Genomic DNA, 24,507 nt, shown 5'->3' on the forward strand with positions numbered 1-24,507 from the left:
AGAGACGCAGGAGACGAGCCGGTCGGCCAGGTCGCGAGGCGAGGGGTGGAGCGCGCGCCGGTAGTCGGTCAACGGCCGTCGCGCTCGGGACAGGACGTCGGGACCGCCCCGCATGAGGCGGCGCGTGACATGTGCGGCGCGGACTCGCCACCCATGCCCTGGGACATCACAACGCGACAGGCGGCGACCAATCCCACAGATCGAACATCTGTTCGCTTTGAGGGCTATGAGCTGCTATGATGTCCGTATGGCCACGACCCTCGAAGACCCTCCCACAGCGACAGGCACCGTGCCGTCGCGGGAGGAGCGGGCGGCGGGGTTCGCCCGGATCGAGCGGCTGGTCGCGCTGCGGAACCGCATCGACGCCGAGATCGCCGAAGAGGTCCGGGCCGCCGCACAGCGGGAGGTCGAGGCCCGTCTTCAGGAGGCACTGGTCGATCCCGAACGGGTCGAGGCGAGCATCGTCGGACAGCTCGGGCTCGCCCTGCGCATCTCGCCGACACGGGCACGCACCCAGCTGCGACTCGCCCGGGACCTGCACGCCGGGTTGGACACGATCCGGGAGGCGTTCTCCGCGGGGGAGCTCGACGAGCGGCGGGTCGCCGCGATCGTCGCCGCGGCCAGACACCTGAGCTCTGACGAACGGACCGAGCTGGACCGTCGACTCACCGCCCACGACCTGCCCCTGCTCGGGGTGCGGCGGATCGCCGACCTCGCCCGGACGATCGCGGCGGCGGTGGCACCGGAGACCTTCGCCGAACGAGCCCGCGCCGCCCGCCGGGACCGGCACGTCACGATCTCCCCCGCCGAGGACGGGATGGCGGTGTTGCGGGCGCTGCTGCCGATGGAGCAGGCCATCACCTGCTACGCGGCATTGCGCAAGGCGGTCACCGAACACTGGGTGTCCCCGGAGCCGGTGACCCGCACCCGCGGACAGATCATGGCCGACACACTTGTTGCCCGCCTCACCGGAGAGTCTGCAGCCACACCGGCGCAGGTGGAGATCCACGTCCTCGTACCGGTCGAGTCCCTCCTCGACCCCGACTCCCCGCTGCCCGCGGAGATCCCCGGGTTCGGACCCACCGCTCTGCTGGACGAGGCCACCTGCGTGGGGTGGCGGCGACTGGTCACCCGGGACGGCATCGTGATCGGCGGCGACTCCCGCCGCCGCGCCTTCGGCGGAGTCCTCGCCGACTGGATCCGCGCCCGAGACCGCGGCCGCTGCACCGAACCCGGTTGCGACGCCCCGATCGAACACCTCGACCACCGCAGACGGTGGTCCGAAGGCGGCCCGACGAGCCTGGGCAACGGCCGCGGCACCTGCGCCTTCCACAACCAGCTCCGCGAACAACCAGGCTGGCACCTCACCGACCACACCACCACGACCCCCACCGGCCGCCGCTACACCCTGCGGCCCTAGAGCCCGCGGACAGGTCGCGGGGTGCGTCGGCGCGTCGAGAGGCGCACCATCGAGCCGTGACCACCACCCTCCCGCAACTGCCGTTCGATCGTCCGGGGGTGCTGGACATCGCCCCGCTCTACGCCGAGCTGCGCGAACGCGCCCCGGTCACCGCGGTGCGCACCGCGACCGGGGACCCGGCCTGGCTGGTCACCGGCTATGCGGAGTGTCGCGCGCTGTTCGCCGACCCGCGGCTCGGCCGGAGCCACCCGGACCCCGCGAACGCCTCCCGGGTGTCCGGCTCCGCGATCCTCGGCGGCCCCATGATGGGCGACCCCGAGACCGAGCACGCCCAGCACCAGATCATGCGCAAGCTCCTCGCGCCCGCCTTCTCGGCGCGGCGGATGCAGCGGCTGCGCGGGCACGTGGACGCACTCGTCGCCGCGGCGCTCGACGACCTGCAGGCCCACGGCTCCCCCGCCGACCTGCACGAGCTCGTCTCGCTGCCGATCCCGATCCTGGTCATCTGCGAGCTGCTCGGCGTGCCCTACGCCGACCGGAACCGGTTCCGCGCCTGGTCGGAGGGCGCCGGGCGGCTCGACGACCCCGCGTTCGCCCAGAAGTCGCTGTACGCACTGGTCCAGTACGTGCAGGGGCTGATCGAGCGCAAGCGCGCCGAGCCGGGCGAGGACGTCCTGACCGACCTCGCCGCCGCGGGCCCCGAACACGACGGCCGCAGCGCCGGGCTGGCCGCCGCCCTCCTGTTCGCGGGACACGAGACCACGGTGACCCGCATCGACGTCGGGACCCTCCTGCTCCTGCGACAGCAGCGGTGGGAGCCCGCGGGCTCGGAGGTCGTCGAGGAGATCCTGCGCCTGGCCGCCCCCGGCGGCAGCGGGCTGCCCCGCTACGCGCACGCCGACGTCGAGATCGCGGGCGTGACGATCCGCCAGGGGGACTGCGTGGTCCTCGCCCCCGCCGCGGCGAACCGGGACCCGAGCACCTTCGCCGCGCCGGAGGCGTTCGATCCCGGCCGGGACACCGCGCACCTGTCCTTCGGCTACGGCCCGCGCTTCTGCATCGGCGCGAGCCTCGCCCGGGTGGAGCTGCAGGCCGTGTTCACGGCCCTGCCCGCCCGCTTCCCCACCCTCCAGGTGGTCCCGGGCGAGCTCCGCCTGCGCGCGGACCTCCTCACCGGCGGCCTGGACGCCCTCCCCGTCACCTGGTGATCAGGTCATCACCACGCCGCCGTCGACCGAGAGGGTCTGGCCGGTGACGTTCGCGGCGCGGTCGGAGAGCAGGAAGGCGACGGCCTCCGCGACGTCCCCGGGAGTCTGCGGCCTGCCCATGGGCACCATCGCGCCCACGAACCCGTCGAAGATCTGCTGCGGCGTCGCGTCCGCGTAGGCGGGGTCGTTCGCGCGCAGCCACTCGCTCGTCGTGCGCCACATGTCCGTCCAGACCAGACCGGGCATCACGCAGTTCGCCCGGATCCCGGTCGGCGCGCCGACGCGGGCGAGGACGTGGGTCAGCTCGATCACCGCCGCCTTCGACGGCCCGTAGTCGGCGAGCATCTCCATCCCGAGCCGCGCCCCGATCGACGCGACCGTGGCGATGGCGCCGGGCCTGCCCGCCCGCCGCCGGACGAACTCCTGGCAGGTCACGAACGTGCCGCGGGTGTTCACGGCGAACGTGCGGTCCCACTGCTCGTCGGACAGCTCGGCGAACGGCACGAAGAGCCCGACGCCCGCCACCGTGGCCACCGCGGTGACCTCGCCGGGCAGCCGGTCGGCCTGGTCGAAGGCCGCGCGGACCGAGGCCCGGTCGCGGACGTCGCAGACGGCGTGGGCGACCGTGGCACCCTCCGCGGCGAGCTTCCCGGCGATCTCGGCGAGCCGGTCGCCGTCGAGGTCGGTCAGGAGGACCGGCTGCTCGGTGGCGAGGCGGGCGGCCACGGCGGACCCGAGCCCGCCCGCGGCCCCGGTGACGAGGACGGTCACGGGATCTCCCGCGCGATCTCCGGGGCCAGCAGCTCGGCGGCGCGGGCGGCGGTGATCACGTCTGCGGAGTCGACCTCGGTGACCTGGCGGGAGGCCCCGTCCTCGTACACGTGCTCCCCGACCAGCCTGCCGTGCTCGTCGTAGGGCCAGACGAACGCGAGGGTCCGCTGCAGCAGCACCACGTCCCCGCCGGACCGCACCGAGCCGAAGACGCTCTCACCGAGCATGGCGCTGGGCACGAACTGGCGGAACACGACCTCGCCGGAGAACCCGCGGTCGTTGACCGCGATGTCCTGCTCGACGACCCACATGACCAGTGCGTCCGCCGCGACGAGGGACTCGTAGAAGGCGGTCACCTCGGCCATGCCGTCGATCACCAGCGACTGGCCGCCCTCGTGCAGGCGGTACACGGGCTCCTCGACGGTCATGGTCGGGGCGAGCAGCTCGTGGTAGCGGCCCGCGACCTCGAGCAGGCCGTGCATCCGGTAGTTCTTCAAGATCGCGCGGTGGCGCGGGTTCTCGGTGTTCTCGAGCTGCTTCTCCAGACCGGCGAACATGGTGGTGAACTCGTGGTCGTAGCGACTCATGCGGGCTCCTCGTCGAGCGTTCGGGACGCCGACCACGGTCGCCCGTCCCCGCCGCCGCGGTCCATGACACGAACCGGCCGCGGCGTGAACCGATCGGCTAACGCCGCAGGTCACAAGGTCGCCCCGACGTGACGCGGGCCACTATGCTGGTCGCGATGGACCTCAACCTGCACCAGGCGCGCTACCTCGTCGCGGTGGTCGACGAGGGGCACTTCGGGCGCGCGGCCGAGCGGCTGTTCGTGAGCCCGCCCGCGTTGAGCAAGCAGGTGCGGGCGCTGGAGCGTGCACTCGGCGCGGAGCTCGTCGACCGCACCGCGCACCCGGTCCGCCCCACCGCCGCGGGCGAGCTCTTCCTCGCCGAGGCACGCGATGCCCTCGCCGCGGCGGACCGCGCGATCGCCGCGGTGCGCCGACACCGGCAGGAACGGGCGGGCACGCTCCGGCTCGGGTTCATGACGGCCTCGGCCGGACAGGCCGTGCAACAGGTGCTCGACCAGGTCCGGCGCGCCACCGAGTGCACCGTCCGCCTCGTCCAGCTGGGGTGGTCCGAGCAGGTCGAGGCGGTCCGCGCGGGCCGGGTCGACGCGGCGGTGGTGCGGCCGCCCTTCGCCGACACCTCGGGACTCCGGCTGGACGTGCTCCGGCTGGAGCCGCGTGTCGTCGCGCTGCCCGTCGGGCACCGGCTCGCGGCGCGGGCCTCGGTGTGCCTCGCCGAGCTCGACGGGCTGCCCCACGTCGCGGACGACGAGGTGGACCAGCGTTGGGTGCGATGGTGGGCGTGCGACCCGCGGCCGAGCGGTGTGCCGGTGCGCTACGGGCCCGTCGTGCACACCATGGACGAGCTGCTCGAGGTCGTGGCCGCGGACCAGGCCGTCGCGATCACCGGAGGGTCGGTGCCGGACGGTCACCGACACCCCGGCGTCGCGTTCGTCCCGGTGCAGGACGTGGCCCCCTGCCCGATCTCGCTGTGCACGCGCGCAGGCGACCGGGCGCCGCCCGTGGTCGCGCTGCGCCGCGCGGTGCTGGAGTCAGCCGGCCAGGAGCCGCCCGGCGTTCGGGACGACCGGGGGTAGCCCCAGCTCCTGGAGGATGCGGTAGGTCGTCGCGGTCGCCGCGGAGAGCACGGGCAGGCCGAGCTCGTCCTCCACGGGCTGGATCGAGGGCAGGGACGGCATCTGCACGCAGGCGGACAGGACGAGTGCCTCGGCCCCGCTCAGGTCCAGTCGCGTGTAGTGGTCGCGCAGGTCGGCGGGGTCGAGCCGGGCCACCGCGAGGTTGTCCGAGACCTCCAGTGACAGGGCGTCCACGACCTCGATCCCGGCGTCCGTCAGGTAGTCCACGACCGCCTGCGTGAGCGGCTTCAGGTACGGCGTCACGATCGCGACCCGCCGGGCGCCGAGCGCCTCGATCCCGGCGATCAGCGCGCCCGCGCTGGAGATCACCGGGGCCTTCGCGCCCTCAGCCCGCAGCGCCGTCGAGATCGAGTCCTCGGCGGTGCAGTGGTAGCCGGGGCCCTGGGCCATGATCGCGACCAGGCAGGCGGTGGCGACGACGTCCGGGCGGGCGTCGGCGAGCTCGGCCGCCGCCCGCTCGGCCTGCGCGTTCATGGCGCGCAGCTGTTCGGGGGTGACGTGCTGCATCCGGGCCCGGGCGGCGTGGAAGACGAACCGGTCCTCCGGGTGGGCGTCCTCGCGGGCGCGCAGCATCCGCGGGAGCTCGGTCTCCATGGTCAGGTTGGAGCTCGGGACGATCATCCCGATGTGATGGTCGGTCATCGCTTCTCCACCGGTCGCATGTCGGCCACGGTGAGCTCGCCGGCGTCGACGATCAGCTCGTCGTCGAGGTAGAGGCTGTTGCCCCGCATCGGGATGTCGAAGTGACACGCCGTGTCGTTCGGCCCACCCAGCTCGTTGTTCGGGCCGATCGAGAACATCACATTGCCGTAGAAACTACGCAGCTCCATCCCCATCCCACCCCCGAACTGGGTCAACCCGTGCCAGTGCGCACGCTCGTCCAGACCCCACCCCACATGCGACATGCCGTAACCACGCGGGTCGTCGAACGAACGGATGTAGGAGCTGAGCAGATCCGCGTCCAGCCCACCCCGGATGTCGCGGATGAACCCCTGCTCGATCGTCAGCTCCACCGGCGCCTGCACATAGGTGTTGAACGGCAACAACACGTCCCCGGGCGCCAACACGATCTTGCCGTCCACCCCGTCGTCCGCCCCACCGGTGAACACGAACGCCGCGGGCCAGTGATCCCACCGACCCGGCTGGTCGGTGTAGCCGTACTCGCTCAACGTCGGGTACACGCCCAGCCGGTAGGTCACGTCCGTGCCGTGCGGGCTGGTGATCCGCATCGTCTGCGCCTTCGCCAACAGCTCCGCGCCGATCTCCACCCGCTCCCGCAGCTCACGAGTGGGCATCAACCGGGCCAACAACGGCGCCGGCTCCACCGCGGTCAGGATCCGCGTCCCCGCCCCCTGGATCTCGAACTGCTCCGGGCTGAACAACAGGAACGTGCAGTCCACCACCATGTCCACGCTCTTGAGCGCCTCGACCGCGAGCCGGTTCTGCGCCAGCCCGGAGTCGCCCACCGCCCAGGCGCCGGAGGCGCTCGTCGGCGCGGGCAGCCGCAGGTGGAAGCCCTGCGCCCCCAACTTCCCGATCGCCCACAGGAAGGCGTCCGCGTACTCCGCCCGCTCGTCCCCGCGGGTCAGCACGGCCACGGTCTCACCCTCGTGCACCGCCGACAGGGTCAGCTGCTGCAGGCAGATCTCGTTGAACAGGTTCTGGTCCATGGCGCTCTCTCCTCCCGAGATAGTCCGAACACTGACGATTCGTCATCGGGGACCGTCCGTCAAGACGTGGCGTGTTGCGAGCCCGTGACACTGCGGCCGCACACCGCTTCTCAGCGGGGCCACAGTTCCTCAGTGGGGCCACAGTGAGGATGCGGAGTATCGGTCCCATGCACTCGGTGATCGACCGCGGGACGGTGACCCCGCCGCCCGTCCGGATCCGCCCGGACCGACTCGGCCGGGCCGCCCTGGTCGTCCTCGGCGTGATGACGGCGCTGTCGGTGGTGCGGGCCTTCGGACCGCTGACCTACCCGGGGGACATCTGGCGGCAGTCGGACACCGCCTCGATCGCGCGCAACTACGCCGAGCACGGCCTGAACCTGTTCCTGCCGCAGATCAACTGGGGCGGCAGCGGGCCCGGGTACGTCGAGATGGAACTGCCGATCATGCCCTGGATCACCGGGGCGCTGTACACGGTCTTCGGCGAGCACGAGTTCCTCGGCAGGCTCGTCTCGCTGGCGTTCATGCTGCTCGCGACGTGGGCGTTCTGGGGCCTGGCGAAGCGGATCCTGCCGCCGACCGCGGCCCGCTGGGCCCTGATCGCCTGGGCGGTGTCGCCCGCCTTCCTGCGCTGGGGCACCGCGTTCATGCCCGAGGCCACGGTGCTGGCGTTCACGATGCTGGCGCTGCTGTTCTTCTGCCGCTGGCTGCAGGAGGACCGCGGCCGCTGGCTCGCCGCGACCGCCGTCGCGATCTCGTTCGCCGGCCTCGCCAAGCCGACGGCGCTGCACGTCGGCCTGGTCATGGCGCTGTGGCTCGTGTTCGCCGCGCGCGACCGGCTGCGCAGGCCGACGCTCTACCTGGCGGGCCTCGCCGGGCTCGTCGCGCCGGTGCTGTGGCTGCGGCACGCGGCGTGGATCCACGAGACCTACGGCAACACCTTCGGGGTGCTCTCGGGCGGGGACAGCAAGTTCTCGACCTGGCAGATGCTGCTCGGCCCGGACATGTACCTGGGCAACCTGCGCTCCGAGGTGCTGTTCATCTACGGGGTGTTCGGGGTGCCGCTGGCCCTGCTCGGCGCCGCCTGGCTGTGGAAGCACCGGCGTGGGGCGCTCGCGGCTCCCTTCCTGCTCGCAGGCGCGCTGGGCCTCGGCGTCTACTACCTGATGCTGGGCCGCTACAGCGGTTCCGACATGGGGATCCAGTACCACGTCTACTCGCTGCCCTACGCCGCGATCGCCGTCGGGATCGGGGTGGTCGGGGCGCGCAGGCTGCTGCCGAAGCGCCTCGGCACCCGGACGCTCGCGGCGCTCGGCGTGGTCACGGTGCTCGCGTTGAGCCTGCAGTCGCTCAACGTCTTCCGCCAGTCCCTGAACCCCGACGCCGGCGTGCTCGGCACCTGCGCCACGCAGCTGGCCGCGGTCTCGACGCCCGAGGACCTGGTCGTCGTGGGCACGGACAGCACCACCACGATGAACGGCGTCGCGAACAACTTCCAGGAGCCGGTCGTGCTCTACCGGGCCGACCGCTACGGCTGGGTGCTCGCTGCCGACCAGTACACCGGACACGCCCTCGCCGCCGACGCCTCCCAGGGCGCGCGCTGGTTCGTCAACCCGGTCCCGTCCCAGATCGCCCCGCTCGAGCCGTGGCTGCAGGAGCACGCCACCCAGGTCAGGACGGCCGCCGCGAACGGCTGCGACATCTGGCGGCTCGACCGGTGAGCGTCACTCGACCGCGGCCATGCCCTCCGGTGAGGAGTGCGGCAGGGGAACGGGGACGCTGCGCAGGGTGACGGTGGTGCCGGCGTCGTCGCGGCGGATGGAGACCCGGTCCATGCAGCCCTTCATCACGCTCATGCCGTAGCCGGTGGCGCCCTGGTCCGGCCGCCAGACGCCCTCGTCCCGCACGGTCACCACGATCTGCCTGCTCGACGGGCCCGCCACCAGCCGCCCCACGACCTCGACGTCTCCGGGGACGCCGCCCACGTACGCGTGCTTGACGGCGTTGGTGCAGGCCTCGCTCACCGCGAGGATGGCGTCCACCCGCGCCTCCTCCGGCCAGGACAGACCCTGCAACCAGCGGTCCAGCCCGGCGCGGAAGAAGGCGAGCTGCACCGGATCCGCGCCGAACCGGATGCTGTAGTAGCCCGCGTCGTCCGCCATGCCCCTAGGTTCGTGGATTCCGACGACCTTCGCGACCGCTGGCCGACGGGTTCCGCGGTCCGCCCGGGTCACTCCCCCGACGAGAGGAACAGATCATGAACTGGACGCTGGAGGTCGTGGTCGTCCCGGTGGCGGACATCGACCGGGCCAAGGCCTTCTACCACGAGCAGCTGGGCTTCACCCTGGACCACGACGTCGCGCCCGCGCCGGGAGTGCGGATCGTGCAGCTGACCCCGCCGGGCTCCGGGTGCTCGGTGGTGATCGGCCGGGGGGGGGCGGTGCCGGACATGCCGCCGGGCTCGCTGAAGGGCCTGCAGCTCGTGGTCACCGACATCGTGGCCGCACACGCCGAGCTGGTGGCGCGCGGCGTCCCGGTGAGCGACGTGACGTCGGTGGACGGCGACGCCGCGAAGGTCGCCGAGGGCGGGAAGGCCCTGGACAACGTCGGGTTCGTGTTCTTCGCCGACCCGGACGGCAACGAGTGGGCGGTGCAGCAGATCTCGTCGCGGGGGTGACCCGGGCTCGCCCGAGTCAGGCGGGGGAGCGCAGGATCCGCACCCCCGTGGCCCCCAGGAAGTCCGCGACGGTGCGTGCCTCCTCACCCACCTCGGCACGGTCGGCCCTGGTGAAGCGGCGGAGCGGGGTGACCTCGAGCGTCAGGGACCGCACGGGCCGCACCGTCCACAGGGCCGCGACCCGGCCGTCGAGCAGCACGGCGCGGTCGCCTGCGACGGAGAGGCCCTTGTGGGCGTCGTCGACGATCCGGCTGCGGTCGTCGTAGCCCAGGATCGCGTTGTCGAAGGCGGGCAGGAAGCGGACGGGGGCCGGGGTGTCCTCGTCGGGACGGGGCGCGTCGGGGAGGTCGAGCAGCTCGCGGCCGCGCTCGTCGGTGAACGAGACCAGCTCGGGGCGCACGGCCGCGACCGCGGCGGGCAGCCCGGCGAGCCCGCACCAGGACCGCAGGTCCGCCGGGGCGGCGGGCCCGTACGCGGCGAGGTAGCGCCGGACCAGCGCCTCGCCGACCGGGTCCCCGTCCGCCGCGAGCGGGGTGGGTCGCGCGCCGAGCCAGGTGGCCATCGGCAGGGTGAGTGCACCGCCCGCCTGCTTCCACAGCCCGCGCGGCGGGATCTGCACCATCGGGACGGCCGCGGCGACCGCCAGTTCGCCGAGCGGCCGGAACCCGGCGTCGGGCCAGCGCTCGGCGAGGATCCGCCCGATCTCCGGCATCGTGCGCGCGACGCCGTCCGCGAAGAGCTCCTCGACGGCGGCCGTGACCTGCTCGGGATCCACCCCGGCCAGCTCCGCCCGGTAGGCGCCGTAGACGCGCTGGCGCAGCAGCGCCTGATGGCGCGCACGCCAGGCCAGCGCGTCCGCCGCGGTCACGAGGTGCACCGTCCGCCGCATCAGGACGGTCCGGACCAGCTCCTTCGCCACCAGGAGCCGGTCCAGGTCGGCGGGGTCGAAACCGCGCAGCCGCGACCAGAGCCCGACGAACGGCTCCTGCGGCTCCTGCGCCTGCACTCCCCCGAGGTGCGCCACGGCCGCGGCCACCGACACGTCCGCCCGCGCCAGCAGGAACTGCCGGGCGAGCGCGGCACGATTGAGGGCGCGGGCGGACAACCGGGTCATGGGCACACCATGGCGCGACCAGCGGACAGGTTCTGACCGCTATGGCGTCAGTCCCGCAGGTCCCCGTAGGCGACCACGGACAGGAACCGGACGGGCAGCGCCCGCAGCTCCCGCGGACCGTGCAGGCCCTCACCGTCGAGCTGCAGCGCGTCTCCGGGTCGCAGCTCGTAGCTGCTCTCGCCGTGGCCGTAGACCATCTCGCCCTCCAGCATGTAGAGCAGCTCCGTGCCCGGATGCTGGAAGAGCGGGAACTCCTCGCTGCGCTCGGTGAGCGTGACGAGATGGGCCTCCATCCGCTTGTGCGGTCCGCGCAGCGCGCCGAGCAGGGTGTAGTCGTGGCCCACCCGGGTGCCGCGGGCGACGATGCGGGCACCGGAGCCCGCCCGGGTGAAGACGGCCTCACGGGGACCGTCGGCGTCGCGGAAGAGCGCGGTCACCGGGACGTCGAGGGTGTCGGCGAGGCGGGCGAGGGTGGTCAGGCTGCAGGAGGTCTGGGCGTTCTCGATCTTGGAGAGCATCGGCTTGGAGACACCGGTGCGGGCGGCGAGGTCGGCGAGGGTGAGGCCGGCGGCCTGGCGCAGTCGGCGCACCTGGCGGGCGATCGCCTGCTCCAGGCGCCCCGCGGTCGGCGCCGGCTCGGAGACCTCTCGGCTGGCGGGGCCGTGGTCGGGGGTCGCGTCGCCGACGGGATGCACGGCGCCCACAGTAGAGGGCCGACTCGACGCGATCCCTGCCGTCGTAACACCGAGGAAACCACCGTTCACACGGACGCCGCCAGCAGGTATCCTCTGGCGATATCCTGTTTCCCAATGAGACACCGGTCGTCGCTCATCCCGGTAGGAGCACAGGAATGACCCTCGACATGTCGCCCGCCACGACGGTGGAGCAGCCGGCGGCGCCCTCCTCGGACCTGAAGGCGCGCGCCCACGCGGACGGGGTCCGGTTCCTGCTGGCCATGTTCGTCGACCTGAACGGCAAGCCCTGCGCGAAGCTCGTCCCGGTCGAGGCGGCCGACGAGCTGCAGCACGAGGGCGTCGGGTTCGCGGGGTACGCGGTCGGCGCGATCGGGCAGCAGCCGTGCGACCCGGACCTCATCGCGATCCCGGACGTGGACAGCTACACCCCGCTGCCGTGGGTGCGCGAGGGGCTGGCCCTGGTGCACTGCGACCCGCACGTCGAGGGTGTGCCGTGGCACTACGCCCCGCGGGTCATCCTCAAGAAGGTCCTGGCCGAGGCGGCGGCGCGGGACCTGGAGCTGTTTGCCGGGGCCGAGGTCGAGTACTTCCTGGTCCAGCGCGCCGCGGACGGCACCCTGGCCCCCGCGGACGGCAAGGACACCGAGGCCCGCCCCTGTTACGACGCCCGCGGCCTGACCCGGATGTACGACCACCTGACCGGCGTCTCCACCGCGATGAACGCGCTGGGCTGGGGCAACTACGCGAACGACCACGAGGACGCGAACGGGCAGTTCGAGCAGAACTTCGCCTACGCGGACGCCCTCACCACGGCGGACCGGGTGATCACCGCCCGCTACCTGATCTCGGTGCTCGCCGAGCAGCGCGGGATGACCGCCACGTTCATGCCCAAGCCGTTCGCGGACCGGACCGGCTCCGGCATGCACCTGCACCTGTCGTTGTGGCGGGACGGCGCGGCGCAGTTCCCGGACGCGGCCGACGCCCGCGGGTTCGGGCTCTCGCCGCTCGCCTACCGCTTCCTGGCCGGGATCCTCGACCACGCCCCGGGCCTGCAGGCGGTGCTGGCGCCGACGGTCAACTCCTACAAGCGCACCGGCGCCACCTCCACCCGCTCCGGCGCGACCTGGTCCCCGCGGCGGCCCACCTACGGCGGCAACGACCGCACCCACTTCGTCCGCATCCCCGACCACCACCGAATCGAGCTGCGCGGCGGGGACGGCTCGGCCAACCCCTACCTCGCCCTGGCCGCCGTGCTCGCGGCCGGGCTGGACGGCATCGCGCGGGAGGTCGACCCGGGCGCACCGGGCGCGGACGGGGTCCGGCGCCCCGAGCTGCCGCCGACCCTGCTGCACGCCGTCGAGGCCCTGGCCGCGGACCCCGTCGTCACCGGTGGGCTCGACGCCGCGGGCCCCGGCGTCGCGGAGTACTTCGCCGCCCAGAAGCGCGAGGAGTTCTTCGACTGGCACGGCAGCGTCGGGCCGTGGGAGCACGACCGCTACCTGACCGCGTTCTAGAGAGGAGACGGCCCGTGTGCGGGATCGTCGGACTCCACCTGCGTGACCCGCAGCTGTACCCGCAGCTCGGCCGCCTGTTGGAGACCATGTTGTGCCAGGTCGTCGAGCGGGGGCCCGACTCGGCCGGGGTGGCCGTGTACGGCGACCGCCGCCGGGTCCCCGAGGGCCACGCGGCGGTGTCGGTGCTCAGCCGCGAGCGCGAGGCGCTGCGGGCGATCCCCGGCGCCGTGGTGACGGAGGCGGGGGACACGGTCGTGGTCGCGGCCCCGGTCGAGCCGGCCGAGCTCGTCGCCGCGGTGCGGGCGGCGGACCCGGCGGCCACCGTGATCGGGGCGGGGCACGACCTGGCCGTCTACAAGGGGATCGGCCATCCGCGCACGCTGGCCGAGACCTACGACCTGGTGCACGCGCAGGGCTGGCAGGGCCTGGCGCACACCCGGATGGCGACGGAGTCCGCGGTCACCCCGCAGGGCTGCCACCCCTTCTCCGTCGGGCCGGACCAGTGCCTGGTGCACAACGGGTCCTTCGCCAACCACGCCACGATCCGCCGCGAGCTGGCCGCGGCCGGGCACGTGTTCGACTCGGAGAACGACTCCGAGGTCGCCGCGCGCTTCGTCGCCGACCGCCTCGCCCAGGGCGAGGACCTCGACAAGGCGCTTCGGCTGCTGTGCGAGCGCTTCGACGGCTTCTACACCCTGCTCGTGACCAGCGGCGACGGGTTCGCCGTGGTCCGGGACGCCATCGCCTGCAAGCCGGCGATCATCGCCGAGACCGACGCGTACGTGGCCATGGCGAGTGAGTTCCGCGCGCTGGCCGGGCTGCCCGGCATCGCCGAGGCCCGGCTCTACGAGCCCGATCCCGAGCGCGTCTACCACTGGACCCGGGAGGGGATGGCCCTGTGAACGAGCCGGTCGTCGTCGATCTCGCCACGAGCTCGGTGCGCGCGCTGAACGCCGAGCTGCACGCACCCGGCGCCAAGTCCTACGAGGTCCGCTCCCCGCAGGGCGCGCACGCGATCGCCGCCGGGGTGGACACCGAGATCACCGTCGACGTGCGCGGGCACGTCGGCTACTACGCCGCCGGCATGAACGACGGCGGGCGGATCACCGTGCACGGCAACGCCGGCACCGGGGTCGCGGAGAACATGATGTCCGGCACCGTGCGGGTCACCGGCGACGCCTCGCAGTCCGCGGGCGCCACCGCCCACGGCGGGCTGCTCGTGATCGAGGGCTCGGCGTCGATGCGGTGCGGCATCTCGATGAAGGGCGCGGACATCGTCGTCGGCGGGGACATCGGGCCGATGTCGGCGTTCATGGCCCAGGCGGGCAGGCTCGTCGTCTGCGGGAACGCCGGGGACGACCTCGGCGACTCGATCTACGAGGCCCGGATCTACGTCCGCGGGACGGTCGGCTCGCTCGGCGCGGACTGCGTCGAGAAGCAGATGCGGCCCGAGCATCTGACCGAGCTGCGCGACCTGCTCGCCGAGGCGGGCCTGGACCACGATCCCGCGCAGTTCCGCCGCTACGGCTCCGCCCGCCGCCTCTACCACTTCACCTCGGGGAACACGTACTGATGAGCACCGAACCCACCCACCCCGTGAGTGGCGATAGTCGCTGGAGCGACTATCGCCACTCACGGGGGCTGCGGGAGTCCGCGACCTTCGACCGCGCCACGATCGCCGGGATCCAGCGCGCCGCGGCGACCGGCGTCTACGACATCCGCGGCTGGGGCGCCAAGCGTCCGGTCCCCCACTTCGACGACCTGCTCTTCCTCGGGGCGTCGATGTCCCGGTACCCGCTGGAGGGCTACCGGGAGCGCTGCGACACCGATGTCGTCCTCGGGGACCGCAACGCGCGGTTCCCCCTGCACCTCGCCACCCCCGTGACCATCGCGGGCATGTCCTTCGGGGCCCTGTCCGCCCAGGCCAAGGAGGCCCTCGGCCGGGGAGCGTCGGAGGTGGGCACCTCGACCACCACCGGCGACGGGGGCATGACCCCCGAGGAGCGCGGCCAGTCCACGCACCTCGTCTACCAGTACCTGCCCAGCCGGTACGGCATGAACCCCACCGACCTGCGCAAGGCGGACGCCATCGAGATCGTGCTCGGCCAGGGCGCCAAGCCCGGCGGCGGCGGGATGCTCCTGGGCCAGAAGATCTCCGAGCGCGTCGCGGGCATGCGCACGCTGCCCGCGGGCATCGACCAGCGCTCGGCCTGCAGGCACCCGGACTGGACCGGCCCGGACGACCTCGCCATCAAGATCCTCGAGCTGCGCGAGATCACCGACTGGGAGAAGCCGGTCTACGTCAAGATCGGCGCCTCCCGCACCTACTACGACGTGAAGCTGGCCGTGGCCTCCGGCGCGGACGTCGTCGTCGTCGACGGGATGCAGGGCGGCACCGCCGCCACCCAGGACGTGTTCATCGAACACGTCGGCATCCCCACCCTCGCCGCGATCCCCCAGGCCGTGCAGGCCCTGCAGGAGCTGGGCCTGCACCGCAAGGTCCAGCTGATCGTCTCCGGCGGGATCCGCACCGGCGCGGACGTCGCCAAGGCCATGGCCCTGGGCGCGGACGCCGTCGCGATCGGCACCGCCGCCCTGATCGCCCTGGGCGACAACGACCCCCGGTACGCCGAGGAGTACCGGGAGCTCGGTTCCGACGCCGGGTTCTACGACGACTTCCAGGACGGGCGCGACCCCGCGGGCATCACCACCCAGGACCCCGAGCTGGCCGCGCGGCTCGACCCGGTCGAGGGCGGCAGGCGGCTCGCGAACTACCTGCGGGTGCTCACCCTGGAGGCCCAGACCATCGCCCGTGCCTGCGGCAAGGCGCACCTGCAGCACCTCGAGCCCGAGGACCTCGTCGCCCTGACCATCGAGGCCGCCGCGATGGCCCGGGTCCCGCTCGCCGGCACCTCCTGGATCCCCGGTGCCTGAGGTCGTCGTCGTCGGCGGCGGCCTCGAAGGCTGCGCCACCGCCTGGGCGCTGACCCGGCGCGGGATCACCGACGTCGTGATCGTGGAGCGGCACACCGTCGGCTCCGGCGGGACCGGCAAGTCCTCCGGCATCGTGCGCTGCCACTACGGGGTCTCCTCGCTCGCCGCGATGGCCACCCAGGCCCTGGAGTTCTTCGAGGCCCACGCCACCGAGGTCGGGTTCCGCCAGACCGGCTACGTCGTGGGCGTCGGGCCCGAGAACGTGGCCGCCCTGCACGCCTCGATGGCCGACCAGCGCGCCGTCGGGGTCCGCACCGAGGACCTCTCCGCCGACGAGGTGCACCAGCTCTGGCCCCTCGCCGACCTGGCGCCCTTCGGCGCCTTCGCCTGGGAGGACCGCGGCGGCTACGGAGACGCCTACCGGACCGCCCAGTTCTTCGCGGGCGTCGCCCGCGGGGCCGGGGCGACCCTGCGCCAGGGTGCGACCGTCGCGGAGATCCTCGTCGAGCGCGGCCGGGCCGCGGGCGTGCGGCTGACCGACGGCACGGAGATCGGCGCGGACGCCGTCGTCGTCGCCGCCGGGCCGTGGTCGGTGCCCCTGCTCGCCGCACAGGGCGTCGACCTGCCGATCACCGTGCACCGCGAGCAGATCGTGCTGATCGACCCCGGCCTGGATCTCGGCCCCGTGCCGGTGTTCTCCGACCTCGTGTCGCTGCAGTACGTGCGCCCGGAGACCGGCGGGGAGATCCTCTTCGGCAACTCCGACCTCGCCGAGCTCGAGGTCGCCGACCCGGACCACTACTCCGACCAGGCCACCGAGGCGTTCCTCGAGCTGACCGTCGAGAAGGTGGGCACCCGGTTCCCCGGGCTGCAGAACGCGTCCATCGCGTCCTCCTACGCCGGCTGCTACGACGTGACCCCGGACTTCAACCCGGCCGTCTCCGCGACCGGCGTCGACGGTCTCATCGTCGCCGCCGGGTTCTCCGGCCACGGGTTCAAGATCTCCCCCTCGGTCGGCCGGCTCGTCGCCGACCTGGTGATCGAGGGCAGGAGCAGCCACCCCGACATCCCGGAGTCCGACTTCCGCCTGTCCCGCTTCGCCGAGGGCGCCCTGCTCCGCAGCCCCCACCCCTACGTCGGCGCGGGCGAGATGCGCTGACCCCTCAGCCCCGCCGGTCGACGATCCGCCCCAGCAGGGCGGCGAGTCGGTTCTTCTCGGCGGCCGACAGCCCCGCCGTGAGCGGATCGACCGACGAGGTCACCTCGGCGTGCAGGGCCGTGGCCAGCCGCATCCCCTCCGCGGTGAGCGCGACCCGCACCGAGCGTCCGTCCTCCTTGCTCGCCGAGCGACGGACGAGCCCGGCGCGCGCGGCGCGGTCGACGAGCCCGCTCACCGACGAGCGGTCGAGCCCGAGGTGCTCGGCGAGGTCGGCCATCCGGGGCTCGCGGTCGCGCAGGATCGCGAGCAGCCGGAGCTGGGTCAGCGACAGGTCGTGCGCGGACGCGATCCTGCTGAGCATCGCCGTCATGGTGAACGACACCTGCACGAGCCCGTCGAGCAGCTCGGTCTCCCCATCCACGCCGCCATCCTAGACATAGTTGGGATCACCACCTAATCTGATGTGGAATACCAACTAGTTTCGGGAGCCGACATGAAGGCCGCACTGGTCACCGACTTCACCCGCCCACCCCGCTACGCCGAGGTCCCCGCGCCGACGGGGCCCGGAGTCGCGGTCACCGTCCTGGCTGCGGGCCTGCACCCGCGGGTGCGCTCGCAGGCCGCGGGCACCCACTACGCCGACCGCGGCGAGCTGCCGCTCGTCCCGGGCCTCGACGGGGTGGGGCGAGACGGCGAGGGCGTGCTGCGTTACTTCGTCCTGCCGGACACGCCGCAGGGGTCGATGGCCGAGTCCACGATGATCGACCCGCGGCGGAGCGTCGCGCTCCCGGACGACGCGGACGTCGCGGCGCTGGCCGCGGGGATGAACCCGGCGATGTCGTCCTGGTTGGCGCTGCGCAGGCGCATCCGGTTCGAGCCCGGCGCCTCGGTGCTGGTCCTGGGTGCCGCCGGCAGCGCGGGGCGACTCGCGGTGCAGGTGGCGCGGCTCCTCGGCGCCGGCCGCGTGACGGGCGCCGCCCGCCGACCCGAGCGTCTCGCGGACCTGCGGCTCGACGCCGTGGTCGACCTCGCCGCCGCGGACGGCTCCGCCTGGGCCGAGGCGGGGGACGTCGACGTCGTGCTGGACTACGTCTGGGGTGCGCCTGCGAGCCGGGCGATGGTCGGCCTGGTCACCGCGCGCAGCGACCGGGGCCGCCCGCTGGACTGGGTGCAGATCGGCTCCGTCGCCGGTGCGTCGGCGGAGGTGCCGTCGGCGGCGTTGCGGGCGTCCGGCCTGCGGATCGTCGGCAGCGGCCAGGGCTCCGTCCCCACCGCGGACATCGTCGGGGAGCTGCCGGCGATCGCGGCCGCCCTCAGCGCGGGAGACCTGCAGGTGGACGCCGACCCGCGCCCGCTCAGCGAGATCGAGCGGGTGTGGACCGAGCCCGCCGACCGGCGGATCGTCCTCACCCCGTAGCCGGGGTCTCCCGGCCTCAATGTCGCCTCAGTGTCGCCTCAGCGTCCCTTCGACCGGCCCCCCACGGCCGGGACGACCGTCGCCTGGATGACCCATCGGGCGAACCGGGCGTCCATGCTCGTGCGCTCCCGCACCGCGTTGACCACGCGGTCGCGCGCCCGGTCCGGCTCGGACCAGGCGGTGTCGAAGTCCAGCTCGATCCCGGCCTCCCCCGGGCACATCCGGGCCGCGGCGACCCGCACCATCGGCGCACCGGCGCCCAGCAGCAGATCCACGACGTCGTCGAGATCGGCCGCGGCGGCGAAGCCGGGGGCCGACAGTCGGACGCGGATCACGAAGCCGGCCGACGGGCCGGGCTGCGGATAAACTTCGGGCACGCGGTCGAGCATCGCCTTCTCGTCCCGGTCGTGTCAGTCCTAGCGGCCGGCCGCTTGTGTCCTGGCAGGATGCTGCCGCGGGTGTGGGCGCCGGTTCGGAGGTGCCTGTGCTGGACGTTCTGGGCCTGGGTCCGGAGCTCGTCGAGGCCTACGGGGTGGCGGTCGGCCGCGTCGTGTGGCCACGCGCCGAGCTGGTCGACGCCGTCGCCCGCTCCACCTCGTTGACCGCCGACCAAGCAGCCGCGAGCGTCGCGGGCCTGCTGGCCGCGGACGTGCTGCGCGAGGCCGAGGGCGAGGCGGGCGGCATCCGGGTCGTCCCGCCCGCGCTCGCCCTGCGGGCCCGGCTCGTCATGTGCCGCACCGAGCTCGTCGAGAACCAGCAGCGGCTCGAACACGCCGACGCGATGCTCGCGGGCCTGCAGGACCGCTGGTCGGAGGCCCGGGACTCCCAGGCCGCCCGGGTGATGGAGCACATCAGCGGGATCGACGTGCTGCGCGGGCGGCTGGAGCAGATGGCCGCGGGCACCCTGCGCGAGACGCTCTCGCTGCTGCCCGCCCACGTCCTGACCCCGGAGTCCATCGAGTCCAGCCGGGCGCTCGACGCCGAGACCCTCGGCCGCGGGGTCGCCGTGCGGACCGTGGTGGTGGAGAGCGCGATGCGCCGCCCCGCCACCGCCGGGTACCTGCGCTGGCTCTCCGAGCAGGGAGCCGAGATCCGCACGGTGGCCGCGCTGCCGCTGCGCCTGGTCGTCTCGGACCGGGTGATGGCGATCCTGCCGATCGACGCCGAGTCCCCGCGGGACGGCGCCCTCGTCGTCCGCGCGGCAGGCCTGCTCACCGCGCTGGTCGCGCTGTTCGAGACGATCTGGCGCGGCGCCAAGCCGATCGACGTCCCGCGCCCGCCCGAGCCCGTCGAGCTGGACGACGTGGGCACCGCGATCCTGCGCATCCTCGCCACCGGGGCCACGGACGAGTCCGTGAGCCGCCAGCTCGGCCTGTCGGTGCGCACGGTGCGGCGGGCGATCTCCGGGCTGATGGGCCAGCTGGGCGCGAGCAGCCGGTTCGAGCTCGGGCTCAAGCTGGGGGCGCGCGGCTGGACCGTCGACGAGCTGCCCGGCCCGGACCGCCCCTGACCGGGCCGTCGGCGCCGCCGGCCACTTGTTGCCAGGCACCATCCGGACACGGCCAGGCGCTTCCCCGGAGCCGGGCGGATCGGCACTCTCGGTGAGGTCCGAGCCGTGACACCGCCTACTCCGGGAGTCCCGATGCCTCGCCGCGTCCACCACACCGTCCTGACCGTCCTCGCCGCGGTCACCGCCGTCGCCGCGCTGGTCGCCCCCGCGACCACGGCGATCGCAGCGACCACAGCGACCACGTCCACCGCGCCGACCACGTCCGTCCTCGCCGAGCCCGACCCCGTCGAGCAGCCGAGCAGCTGGGCCTGGTGACCACCGTCGGCGCCTGACCGCCCCGGGAACGACCCATGACGGACGAGGAGACCGAGATGACGACCACCGCGAGCCCGGCCGCGGGCTCCTGGCTGCGGGACCCGGTGCTGCGCCTGCTGGTGGCCGGCGCCCTCCTCAACAGCATCGCGTTCTTCGCGACGCTGCCGTTCCTCACCCTGTACCTGTCGGACATCTCGACGCTCTCGCCCGCCGCCATCGGGGCCGTGGTGGGGGCGGTCGCCCTCATCGCGGCGGTCGGCGGGCTGCTGGGCGGGGTCCTCACGGACCGGTTCGGCGCGGTGCACCTCATCCGCGCGGGCCTGGCCCTCTACATCGTGCTCTACGTCCTGCTGACGGTGACCGACCGCGTCACGCTGGTGATCCCGCTGATCCTGCTGCTCGGGGTGGGCAGGCTCCTCGTCGAACCGTCGATGAAGAAGCTGCTCTCGCTCGCCGCCGCGGGCACCGGCAGCGCCGTGTTCCGCATCCGGTACGTCACGCTGTGTCTCGGGGCGATCATCGGGCCGCTGATCGGCGCCGGGCTCTACACCGTCGCCCGAGAAGCCCTGTTCGTGCTGCCCGCGCTGGTGTTCACCGGCTACCTGGTCTTCTTCTCGGTGCACGCCCCGCGGCTGCGCAGGCTGGACGCTCCGACCGACGCCGCCGACGGCCCCGGCGGCTGGTCCGCGGCCCTGCGGGACCGCACCCTGCTGCTCGTCGTCGCGGGCGGGTTCGTCGTGTTCTTCGTGTTCTCGCAGTTCGAGTCGATCCTGCCGCTGTTCGTCAAGGAGCAGCGCGGGGCGGCGGCCGTCGGCTGGTTCTCCGTGCTCCTCGCGGCGAACGCGGCACTCGGCATCCTCTTCCAGTTCCCCGTCGAACGGCTGTCCCGGCGCTGGTCGCCGCGCACCATGGCCGCGATCGGGGTGTGCGGGTTCGCGGTGGCGCTGCCGTTGTTCGGGCTGCTCACCGTGTCGCCGCTGTTCCTGTTCGCCGGGGTGGTGGCGTGGACGGTCGGGGAGGCCGTCCTGCTCCCGCTCCCGGACGTCCTCATCCACGAGCACGTGCCACCCGCCCGCGCCGGCGCCTCCTTCGGGCTGGCGGAGCTGCGCTACGTCGGGTTCTTCCTCGGCCCGGTCGTCGGCGGGGCGCTGCTGTCGCACAGCAGCGTCGCGTGGTTCGGCGTGCTCGCCGTCGTCGTGCTCGCCGCCTGGCCGCCGCTCGCCGCGGCGAGCAGGCACATCCGGGCCGGGAAGGCATCATGACCGATCTCGCACCCGATCTCGTCGTCCTGCACCGCATCCCCCACTCCGTCACCCCGCTCGACGACTGGCTCGCCGAGGTCGCCGACCGGGTCACCCTCATCACCTCCGTCGAGTCCGAGCCCGGCTACGCAGGCCGGTTCCCCCGCGTCGTCGGGGTGCCGGACTACGCCGAGGGCCCCGGCGTCCCGCAGGCGATCGACGCGGCCTGCCGCGGCGGGGAGGTGTCCACGCTGGTCCACGTTACCGAGGACGACGTGCTCCGCGCGGCCGCTGCCCGCGACCGGTACGACCTGCCCGGCCCCCGGCACGCGGACGTGCTGCCCTGGCGGGACAAGCTCCGCATGAAGGAGCGGGTCGCCGCCGCGGGCCTACCCACCCCCGCCTTCGCCGGGCCGGACGCGGACCTCGCGGCGTTCGCCGCGGCCCACGGCTTCCCGCTGGTGGTCAAACCCCGCTTCGGGTTCTCCTCGCACGGCGTGGCCGTCGTGCGGGACGCCGCGGCCCTCGCCGCCGAGGTCGCCCGCCGCGACCCCGCGGACGTGCTGGTCGAGGAGTTCGTCCCCGGCGAGGTCCACCACGTCGACGGGTTCGCCCGCGCCGGTGAGACCCTCCACGTCCTGCCCTCGCGCTACCTCAACGGCTGCCTGGCGTTCCAGGACGGCGAACCGCTCGGCAGCGTCCAGCTGGACGCGGGCGACGAGCTCGTCCCCCGCCTGGCCGCGCTGACCCGCGCGGTGGTCGCCGCCCTGCCGCCGCTGGACTTCTGCCCGTACCACCTCGAGGTGTTCCGCCGCCCCGACGGCGAGCTCGTGTTCTGCGAGATCGCCTGCCGGCTCGGCGGCGCGCACATCATGGAGTCCTTCACCCGCACCACCGGGGTCAACCCCGCCCGGCTGTGGATCCGCGACCAGCTCGGGCTCGCCGACGGGCCCGGCACCCCGATCGCCGCGGGAGAACGCAGGCACGGCTGGCTGCTCGTCCCGCCGCGCCGGGGCCGCCTCCTCGACCTGCGCCACCCCGGCGCCGACCGACCGGACTTCCTCACCGACTTCGTCGTCAAGACCCCGGTCCCCCGGGACTTCGACGGCGCGCACGGCAGCACCGACTCGATCATCGGATACGTCGTCGAAGGGACCGACAGCATGGACGTCGAGAAGAACCTGCAAGCCTGCCTGGACCTGACCGAGCACCTCACGAGGTGGGCGGCGTGAGCGGGTTCGCCTTCGCGGGCACCCACGTGATCGCCGACGTGTCGGAGATCGACCTCGCCACGCTGAGCGACGAGCAGCTCCTGCTCGACGGGCTGCTCCGCGGCATCGCCCGCTCCGGCGCCACCCTGTGCGGCATGCAGACCAAGCGGTTCGAGCCCACCGGCCTGACCGCGCTCTTCCTGCTCGCGGAGTCCCACGTCTCGATCCACACCTACCCCGAGCAGCGCTCGCTGTTCTTCGACGCCTTCACCTGCGGCGACCACTGCACGCCCCAGAGGATCCTGCACGAGCTGCTCGCGGACCTCGGCGACTGCACCCACCGCACGGAGGTCGTCGGCCGCGGCGACCACGCCGCCCGGATCAGCGCCCCCCGGCTGCTGTCCGCCTGACCTTCCGAGGAGACCCCCGCATGAAGCTCAACCCCGGCCGCACGATGATGAAGTTCGACCGCCAGCTCCCGGTCTACAACTGGCTCTACCCGCTCAAGGGCCAGGACAGCGACCGGTTCAGCCTGCACGAGGCCCACGACCTGTTCGACGTGTCCGCGATCCGCTCGCGGGCCTTCTACATCCACATCCCGTTCTGCGAGACCATCTGCACCTTCTGTTCGCTCAACCGCGGGCTCGGCAGCGAGGGCGACGAGGCGATCGACCGCTACGTCGACGCGCTGTGCGCGGAGTTCGCGATCAAGTCCCGCATCCCGGCCGTCGCCGCGGTCCCGCCGCGCGTGGTGTGGTTCGGCGGCGGGTCCCCGTCCATCCTCACCGCCGACCAGATCCGCCGTATCGGCGCCGCGATGCACGAGCACTTCGACCTCTCCCAGGTCGAGGAGTGGACCGTCGAGTTCGAGGTCAAGAGCACCACGCGGGAGAAGGCGGAGGCGTTCCGCGACATCGGGGTGACCAAGGCGCGGTTCGGCCTGCAGACCTTCGACCCCGAGTACCGCAGGCTGTTCAACATCACCGCCACGCTGGACCAGACCCACGCCGCGGCCGAGATGCTGGGCGAGTACTTCGACCACCGCAGCTTCGACATCCTCTACGGGATGCACGGGCAGACCGTGAGCGAGTTCGCGAGCGACATCCAGCAGGCGATCGACCTCGGCACCGAGACCTGCGAGTTCTACCCGGTCAACCACCTCGTCACCACCAACACGCTGCACACCAACTACCGGGACGCGGGCCGGGAACCGTTGTCCTACACCGACAAGATGGGGTTGACGGTCTTCCTCAACCACTACATGCGCTCGTCCGGCTTCCAGCTCTACAACGGCCACGGCTACGTCCGGCTGCCGGACCCCGGGACCGAGCCGACCTTCGTCTCCAAGCGGTACACCAACGCCTACCACGAGTACTGCTGGGCCCACTGGGACGACGACCTGGTCGGGTTCGGGTCCAGCGCGGTCACCCAGACCGGCCGGTGGACCGTGATGAACGACGAGGCCCGCGCGAGCTACGTCCGCTCGATCGAGCGGGACCGCACGGTCAAGGTCAAGGTCACCGAGGCGGACGGCGTGCCCTACGAGCGCGGCCTGGTCCTCGGGCTGCCCTACCACGGCTCCATCGCCAAGGACCGGATCCCGTTCGAGCGCATCTCCCCGGAGATCCTCGGCAGGCTCGACGAGCTGGTGCGGGAGGGCATGGTCGTGGACCGGGGTCACGAGTACGCCCTCACGGAGCTGGGCTGGACCTGGTACGTGAACATGATGTACTACCTCAGCCCGGCCGCCGACCAGCGGATCCTGGACGAGTTCGTGGCCGCGCGGGACACCAACCCCGGGCTGAACGACGGGGTGCGCACCATGACCCCGGTCCGGCCGGCGGGTCCGCGCGAGCGCAGGCCGCTGCTCCCGCTGGTCGACCAGGGGGCGGGCTGCGGCACCGGCTGCGGGTCGCTGGCGAAGGCCGGGTGAG

26 protein-coding genes are annotated in these 24,507 nt (G+C 73.1%); 17 read left to right on the forward strand and 9 right to left on the reverse strand.

The window, feature by feature from the left end; all coding sequences use genetic code 11:
* The first annotated feature begins 247 nt into the window (after positions 1-247).
* Both L3X23_RS23510 and L3X23_RS23515 read left to right on the forward strand, forming a co-directional pair.
* On the forward strand, positions 248-1,420 hold the full coding sequence (locus L3X23_RS23510; RefSeq protein WP_237194563.1) for a DUF222 domain-containing protein: 1,173 nt from the start codon (positions 248-250) through the stop codon (positions 1,418-1,420).
* Between the two features lie 56 nt (positions 1,421-1,476).
* The gene (locus tag L3X23_RS23515; protein ID WP_237194576.1) at positions 1,477-2,628 is read left to right on the forward strand and encodes a cytochrome P450; all 1,152 of its coding nucleotides are present in this window, start codon (positions 1,477-1,479) and stop codon (positions 2,626-2,628) included.
* Here L3X23_RS23515 and L3X23_RS23520 read toward each other — a convergent pair whose 3' ends face one another.
* A complete protein-coding gene (locus L3X23_RS23520; RefSeq protein ID WP_237194577.1) occupies positions 2,629-3,399 on the reverse strand; it encodes an SDR family NAD(P)-dependent oxidoreductase in 771 nt (256 codons plus the stop codon). It abuts the gene before it with no gap.
* Positions 3,396-3,986: a hypothetical protein gene (locus L3X23_RS23525; protein WP_237194578.1), complete on the reverse strand. Its 591-nt coding sequence runs from the start codon at positions 3,984-3,986 to the stop codon at positions 3,396-3,398. Before L3X23_RS23525 ends, L3X23_RS23520 begins: the two co-directional genes overlap by 4 nt.
* Positions 3,987-4,114: 128 nt before the next feature.
* Between L3X23_RS23525 and L3X23_RS23530 the strand changes: the two genes are divergently transcribed.
* Positions 4,115-5,059 (forward strand): LysR family transcriptional regulator, encoded by a 945-nt coding sequence (locus L3X23_RS23530; protein ID WP_237194579.1) that lies wholly within the window; start codon positions 4,115-4,117, stop codon positions 5,057-5,059.
* Here the strand turns inward: L3X23_RS23530 and L3X23_RS23535 are convergent.
* Together L3X23_RS23535 and L3X23_RS23540 are read right to left on the reverse strand one after the other, a co-directional pair.
* Positions 5,015-5,761, reverse strand: coding sequence for an aspartate/glutamate racemase family protein (locus L3X23_RS23535; protein ID WP_255733992.1), 747 nt, complete (start codon positions 5,759-5,761; stop codon positions 5,015-5,017). The genes L3X23_RS23530 and L3X23_RS23535 overlap by 45 nt on opposite strands.
* The gene (locus L3X23_RS23540; RefSeq protein WP_237194580.1) at positions 5,758-6,789 is read right to left on the reverse strand and encodes a leucyl aminopeptidase; all 1,032 of its coding nucleotides are present in this window, start codon (positions 6,787-6,789) and stop codon (positions 5,758-5,760) included. Before L3X23_RS23540 ends, L3X23_RS23535 begins: the two co-directional genes overlap by 4 nt.
* 167 nt (positions 6,790-6,956) lie before the next feature.
* Here L3X23_RS23540 and L3X23_RS23545 point away from each other — a divergent pair, with 167 nt between their 5' ends.
* Positions 6,957-8,507 carry a glycosyltransferase family 39 protein gene (locus L3X23_RS23545; RefSeq protein ID WP_237194581.1) on the forward strand — a complete coding sequence of 517 codons (1,551 nt, stop codon included), beginning with the start codon at positions 6,957-6,959 and terminating at the stop codon, positions 8,505-8,507.
* A 3-nt stretch (positions 8,508-8,510) separates the two neighbouring features.
* Here the strand turns inward: L3X23_RS23545 and L3X23_RS23550 are convergent, their stop codons facing one another.
* The gene (locus L3X23_RS23550) at positions 8,511-8,948 is read right to left on the reverse strand and encodes an ATP-binding protein (RefSeq protein WP_237194582.1); all 438 of its coding nucleotides are present in this window, start codon (positions 8,946-8,948) and stop codon (positions 8,511-8,513) included.
* A gap of 95 nt (positions 8,949-9,043) precedes the next feature.
* Between L3X23_RS23550 and L3X23_RS23555 the strand changes: the two genes are divergently transcribed.
* Positions 9,044-9,463: a VOC family protein gene (locus L3X23_RS23555; RefSeq protein WP_237194584.1), complete on the forward strand. Its 420-nt coding sequence runs from the start codon at positions 9,044-9,046 to the stop codon at positions 9,461-9,463.
* 16 nt (positions 9,464-9,479) lie between these two features.
* On the opposite strand, the gene L3X23_RS23560 is transcribed toward L3X23_RS23555, so the two are convergent.
* Both L3X23_RS23560 and L3X23_RS23565 read right to left on the reverse strand, forming a co-directional pair.
* On the reverse strand, positions 9,480-10,577 hold the full coding sequence (locus tag L3X23_RS23560) for a winged helix DNA-binding domain-containing protein (protein ID WP_237194586.1): 1,098 nt from the start codon (positions 10,575-10,577) through the stop codon (positions 9,480-9,482).
* Between the two features lie 47 nt (positions 10,578-10,624).
* The gene (locus L3X23_RS23565) at positions 10,625-11,272 is read right to left on the reverse strand and encodes an XRE family transcriptional regulator (RefSeq protein ID WP_237194588.1); all 648 of its coding nucleotides are present in this window, start codon (positions 11,270-11,272) and stop codon (positions 10,625-10,627) included.
* 155 nt (positions 11,273-11,427) lie between these two features.
* Between L3X23_RS23565 and glnT the strand changes: the two genes are divergently transcribed.
* Genes glnT through L3X23_RS23590 form a run of 5 tightly spaced genes read left to right on the forward strand, consistent with a single transcriptional unit; the run spans position 11,428 to position 16,879 of the window.
* Positions 11,428-12,786, forward strand: coding sequence for a type III glutamate--ammonia ligase (glnT, locus tag L3X23_RS23570; protein WP_237194590.1), 1,359 nt, complete (start codon positions 11,428-11,430; stop codon positions 12,784-12,786).
* 14 nt (positions 12,787-12,800) lie between these two features.
* Positions 12,801-13,688 carry a glutamine amidotransferase gene (locus L3X23_RS23575; RefSeq protein ID WP_237194591.1) on the forward strand — a complete coding sequence of 296 codons (888 nt, stop codon included), beginning with the start codon at positions 12,801-12,803 and terminating at the stop codon, positions 13,686-13,688.
* Positions 13,685-14,359, forward strand: coding sequence for a glutamate synthase (locus L3X23_RS23580; protein ID WP_237194592.1), 675 nt, complete (start codon positions 13,685-13,687; stop codon positions 14,357-14,359). The genes L3X23_RS23575 and L3X23_RS23580 overlap by 4 nt, the downstream gene beginning before the upstream one ends.
* The gene (locus tag L3X23_RS23585; RefSeq protein ID WP_237194593.1) at positions 14,359-15,720 is read left to right on the forward strand and encodes an FMN-binding glutamate synthase family protein; all 1,362 of its coding nucleotides are present in this window, start codon (positions 14,359-14,361) and stop codon (positions 15,718-15,720) included. The genes L3X23_RS23580 and L3X23_RS23585 overlap by 1 nt, the downstream gene beginning before the upstream one ends.
* On the forward strand, positions 15,713-16,879 hold the full coding sequence (locus tag L3X23_RS23590) for an FAD-binding oxidoreductase (protein ID WP_237194594.1): 1,167 nt from the start codon (positions 15,713-15,715) through the stop codon (positions 16,877-16,879). The genes L3X23_RS23585 and L3X23_RS23590 overlap by 8 nt, the downstream gene beginning before the upstream one ends.
* 4 nt (positions 16,880-16,883) lie before the next feature.
* Here L3X23_RS23590 and L3X23_RS23595 read toward each other — a convergent pair whose 3' ends face one another.
* Positions 16,884-17,300, reverse strand: coding sequence for a MarR family winged helix-turn-helix transcriptional regulator (locus L3X23_RS23595; RefSeq protein WP_237194595.1), 417 nt, complete (start codon positions 17,298-17,300; stop codon positions 16,884-16,886).
* Between the two features lie 72 nt (positions 17,301-17,372).
* Between L3X23_RS23595 and L3X23_RS23600 the strand changes: the two genes are divergently transcribed.
* Positions 17,373-18,296 (forward strand): zinc-binding alcohol dehydrogenase family protein, encoded by a 924-nt coding sequence (locus tag L3X23_RS23600; protein WP_237194596.1) that lies wholly within the window; start codon positions 17,373-17,375, stop codon positions 18,294-18,296.
* A gap of 38 nt (positions 18,297-18,334) precedes the next feature.
* Here the strand turns inward: L3X23_RS23600 and L3X23_RS23605 are convergent, their stop codons facing one another.
* Positions 18,335-18,685, reverse strand: a complete 351-nt coding sequence (locus L3X23_RS23605; protein WP_237194597.1) for a hypothetical protein — start codon at positions 18,683-18,685, stop codon at positions 18,335-18,337.
* 95 nt (positions 18,686-18,780) lie between these two features.
* Here L3X23_RS23605 and L3X23_RS23610 point away from each other — a divergent pair, with 95 nt between their 5' ends.
* The 6 genes from L3X23_RS23610 to L3X23_RS23635 all read left to right on the forward strand — a co-directional run bounded on the left by L3X23_RS23610 (position 18,781) and on the right by L3X23_RS23635 (position 24,506).
* A complete protein-coding gene (locus L3X23_RS23610) occupies positions 18,781-19,806 on the forward strand; it encodes a LuxR C-terminal-related transcriptional regulator (RefSeq protein WP_237194599.1) in 1,026 nt (341 codons plus the stop codon).
* Positions 19,807-19,938: 132 nt separating this feature from the next.
* On the forward strand, positions 19,939-20,121 hold the full coding sequence (locus L3X23_RS23615) for a hypothetical protein (protein ID WP_237194602.1): 183 nt from the start codon (positions 19,939-19,941) through the stop codon (positions 20,119-20,121).
* A 56-nt stretch (positions 20,122-20,177) separates the two neighbouring features.
* Positions 20,178-21,383, forward strand: a complete 1,206-nt coding sequence (locus tag L3X23_RS23620; RefSeq protein ID WP_237194604.1) for an MFS transporter — start codon at positions 20,178-20,180, stop codon at positions 21,381-21,383.
* Entirely contained in the window at positions 21,380-22,594 is a 1,215-nt protein-coding gene (locus tag L3X23_RS23625) for an acetyl-CoA carboxylase biotin carboxylase subunit family protein (RefSeq protein WP_237194606.1), read from the forward strand. Before L3X23_RS23620 ends, L3X23_RS23625 begins: the two co-directional genes overlap by 4 nt.
* Positions 22,591-22,983, forward strand: coding sequence for an adenosylmethionine decarboxylase (gene speD, locus L3X23_RS23630; RefSeq protein ID WP_237194608.1), 393 nt, complete (start codon positions 22,591-22,593; stop codon positions 22,981-22,983). The genes L3X23_RS23625 and speD overlap by 4 nt, the downstream gene beginning before the upstream one ends.
* 20 nt (positions 22,984-23,003) lie before the next feature.
* Positions 23,004-24,506: a radical SAM protein gene (locus L3X23_RS23635; protein ID WP_237194610.1), complete on the forward strand. Its 1,503-nt coding sequence runs from the start codon at positions 23,004-23,006 to the stop codon at positions 24,504-24,506.
* Position 24,507: the final 1 nt, after the last annotated feature.

The organism is Pseudonocardia sp. WMMC193 (assembly GCF_021728735.1).
Classification (GTDB): Bacteria; Actinomycetota; Actinomycetes; order Mycobacteriales; family Pseudonocardiaceae; genus Pseudonocardia; species Pseudonocardia oroxyli.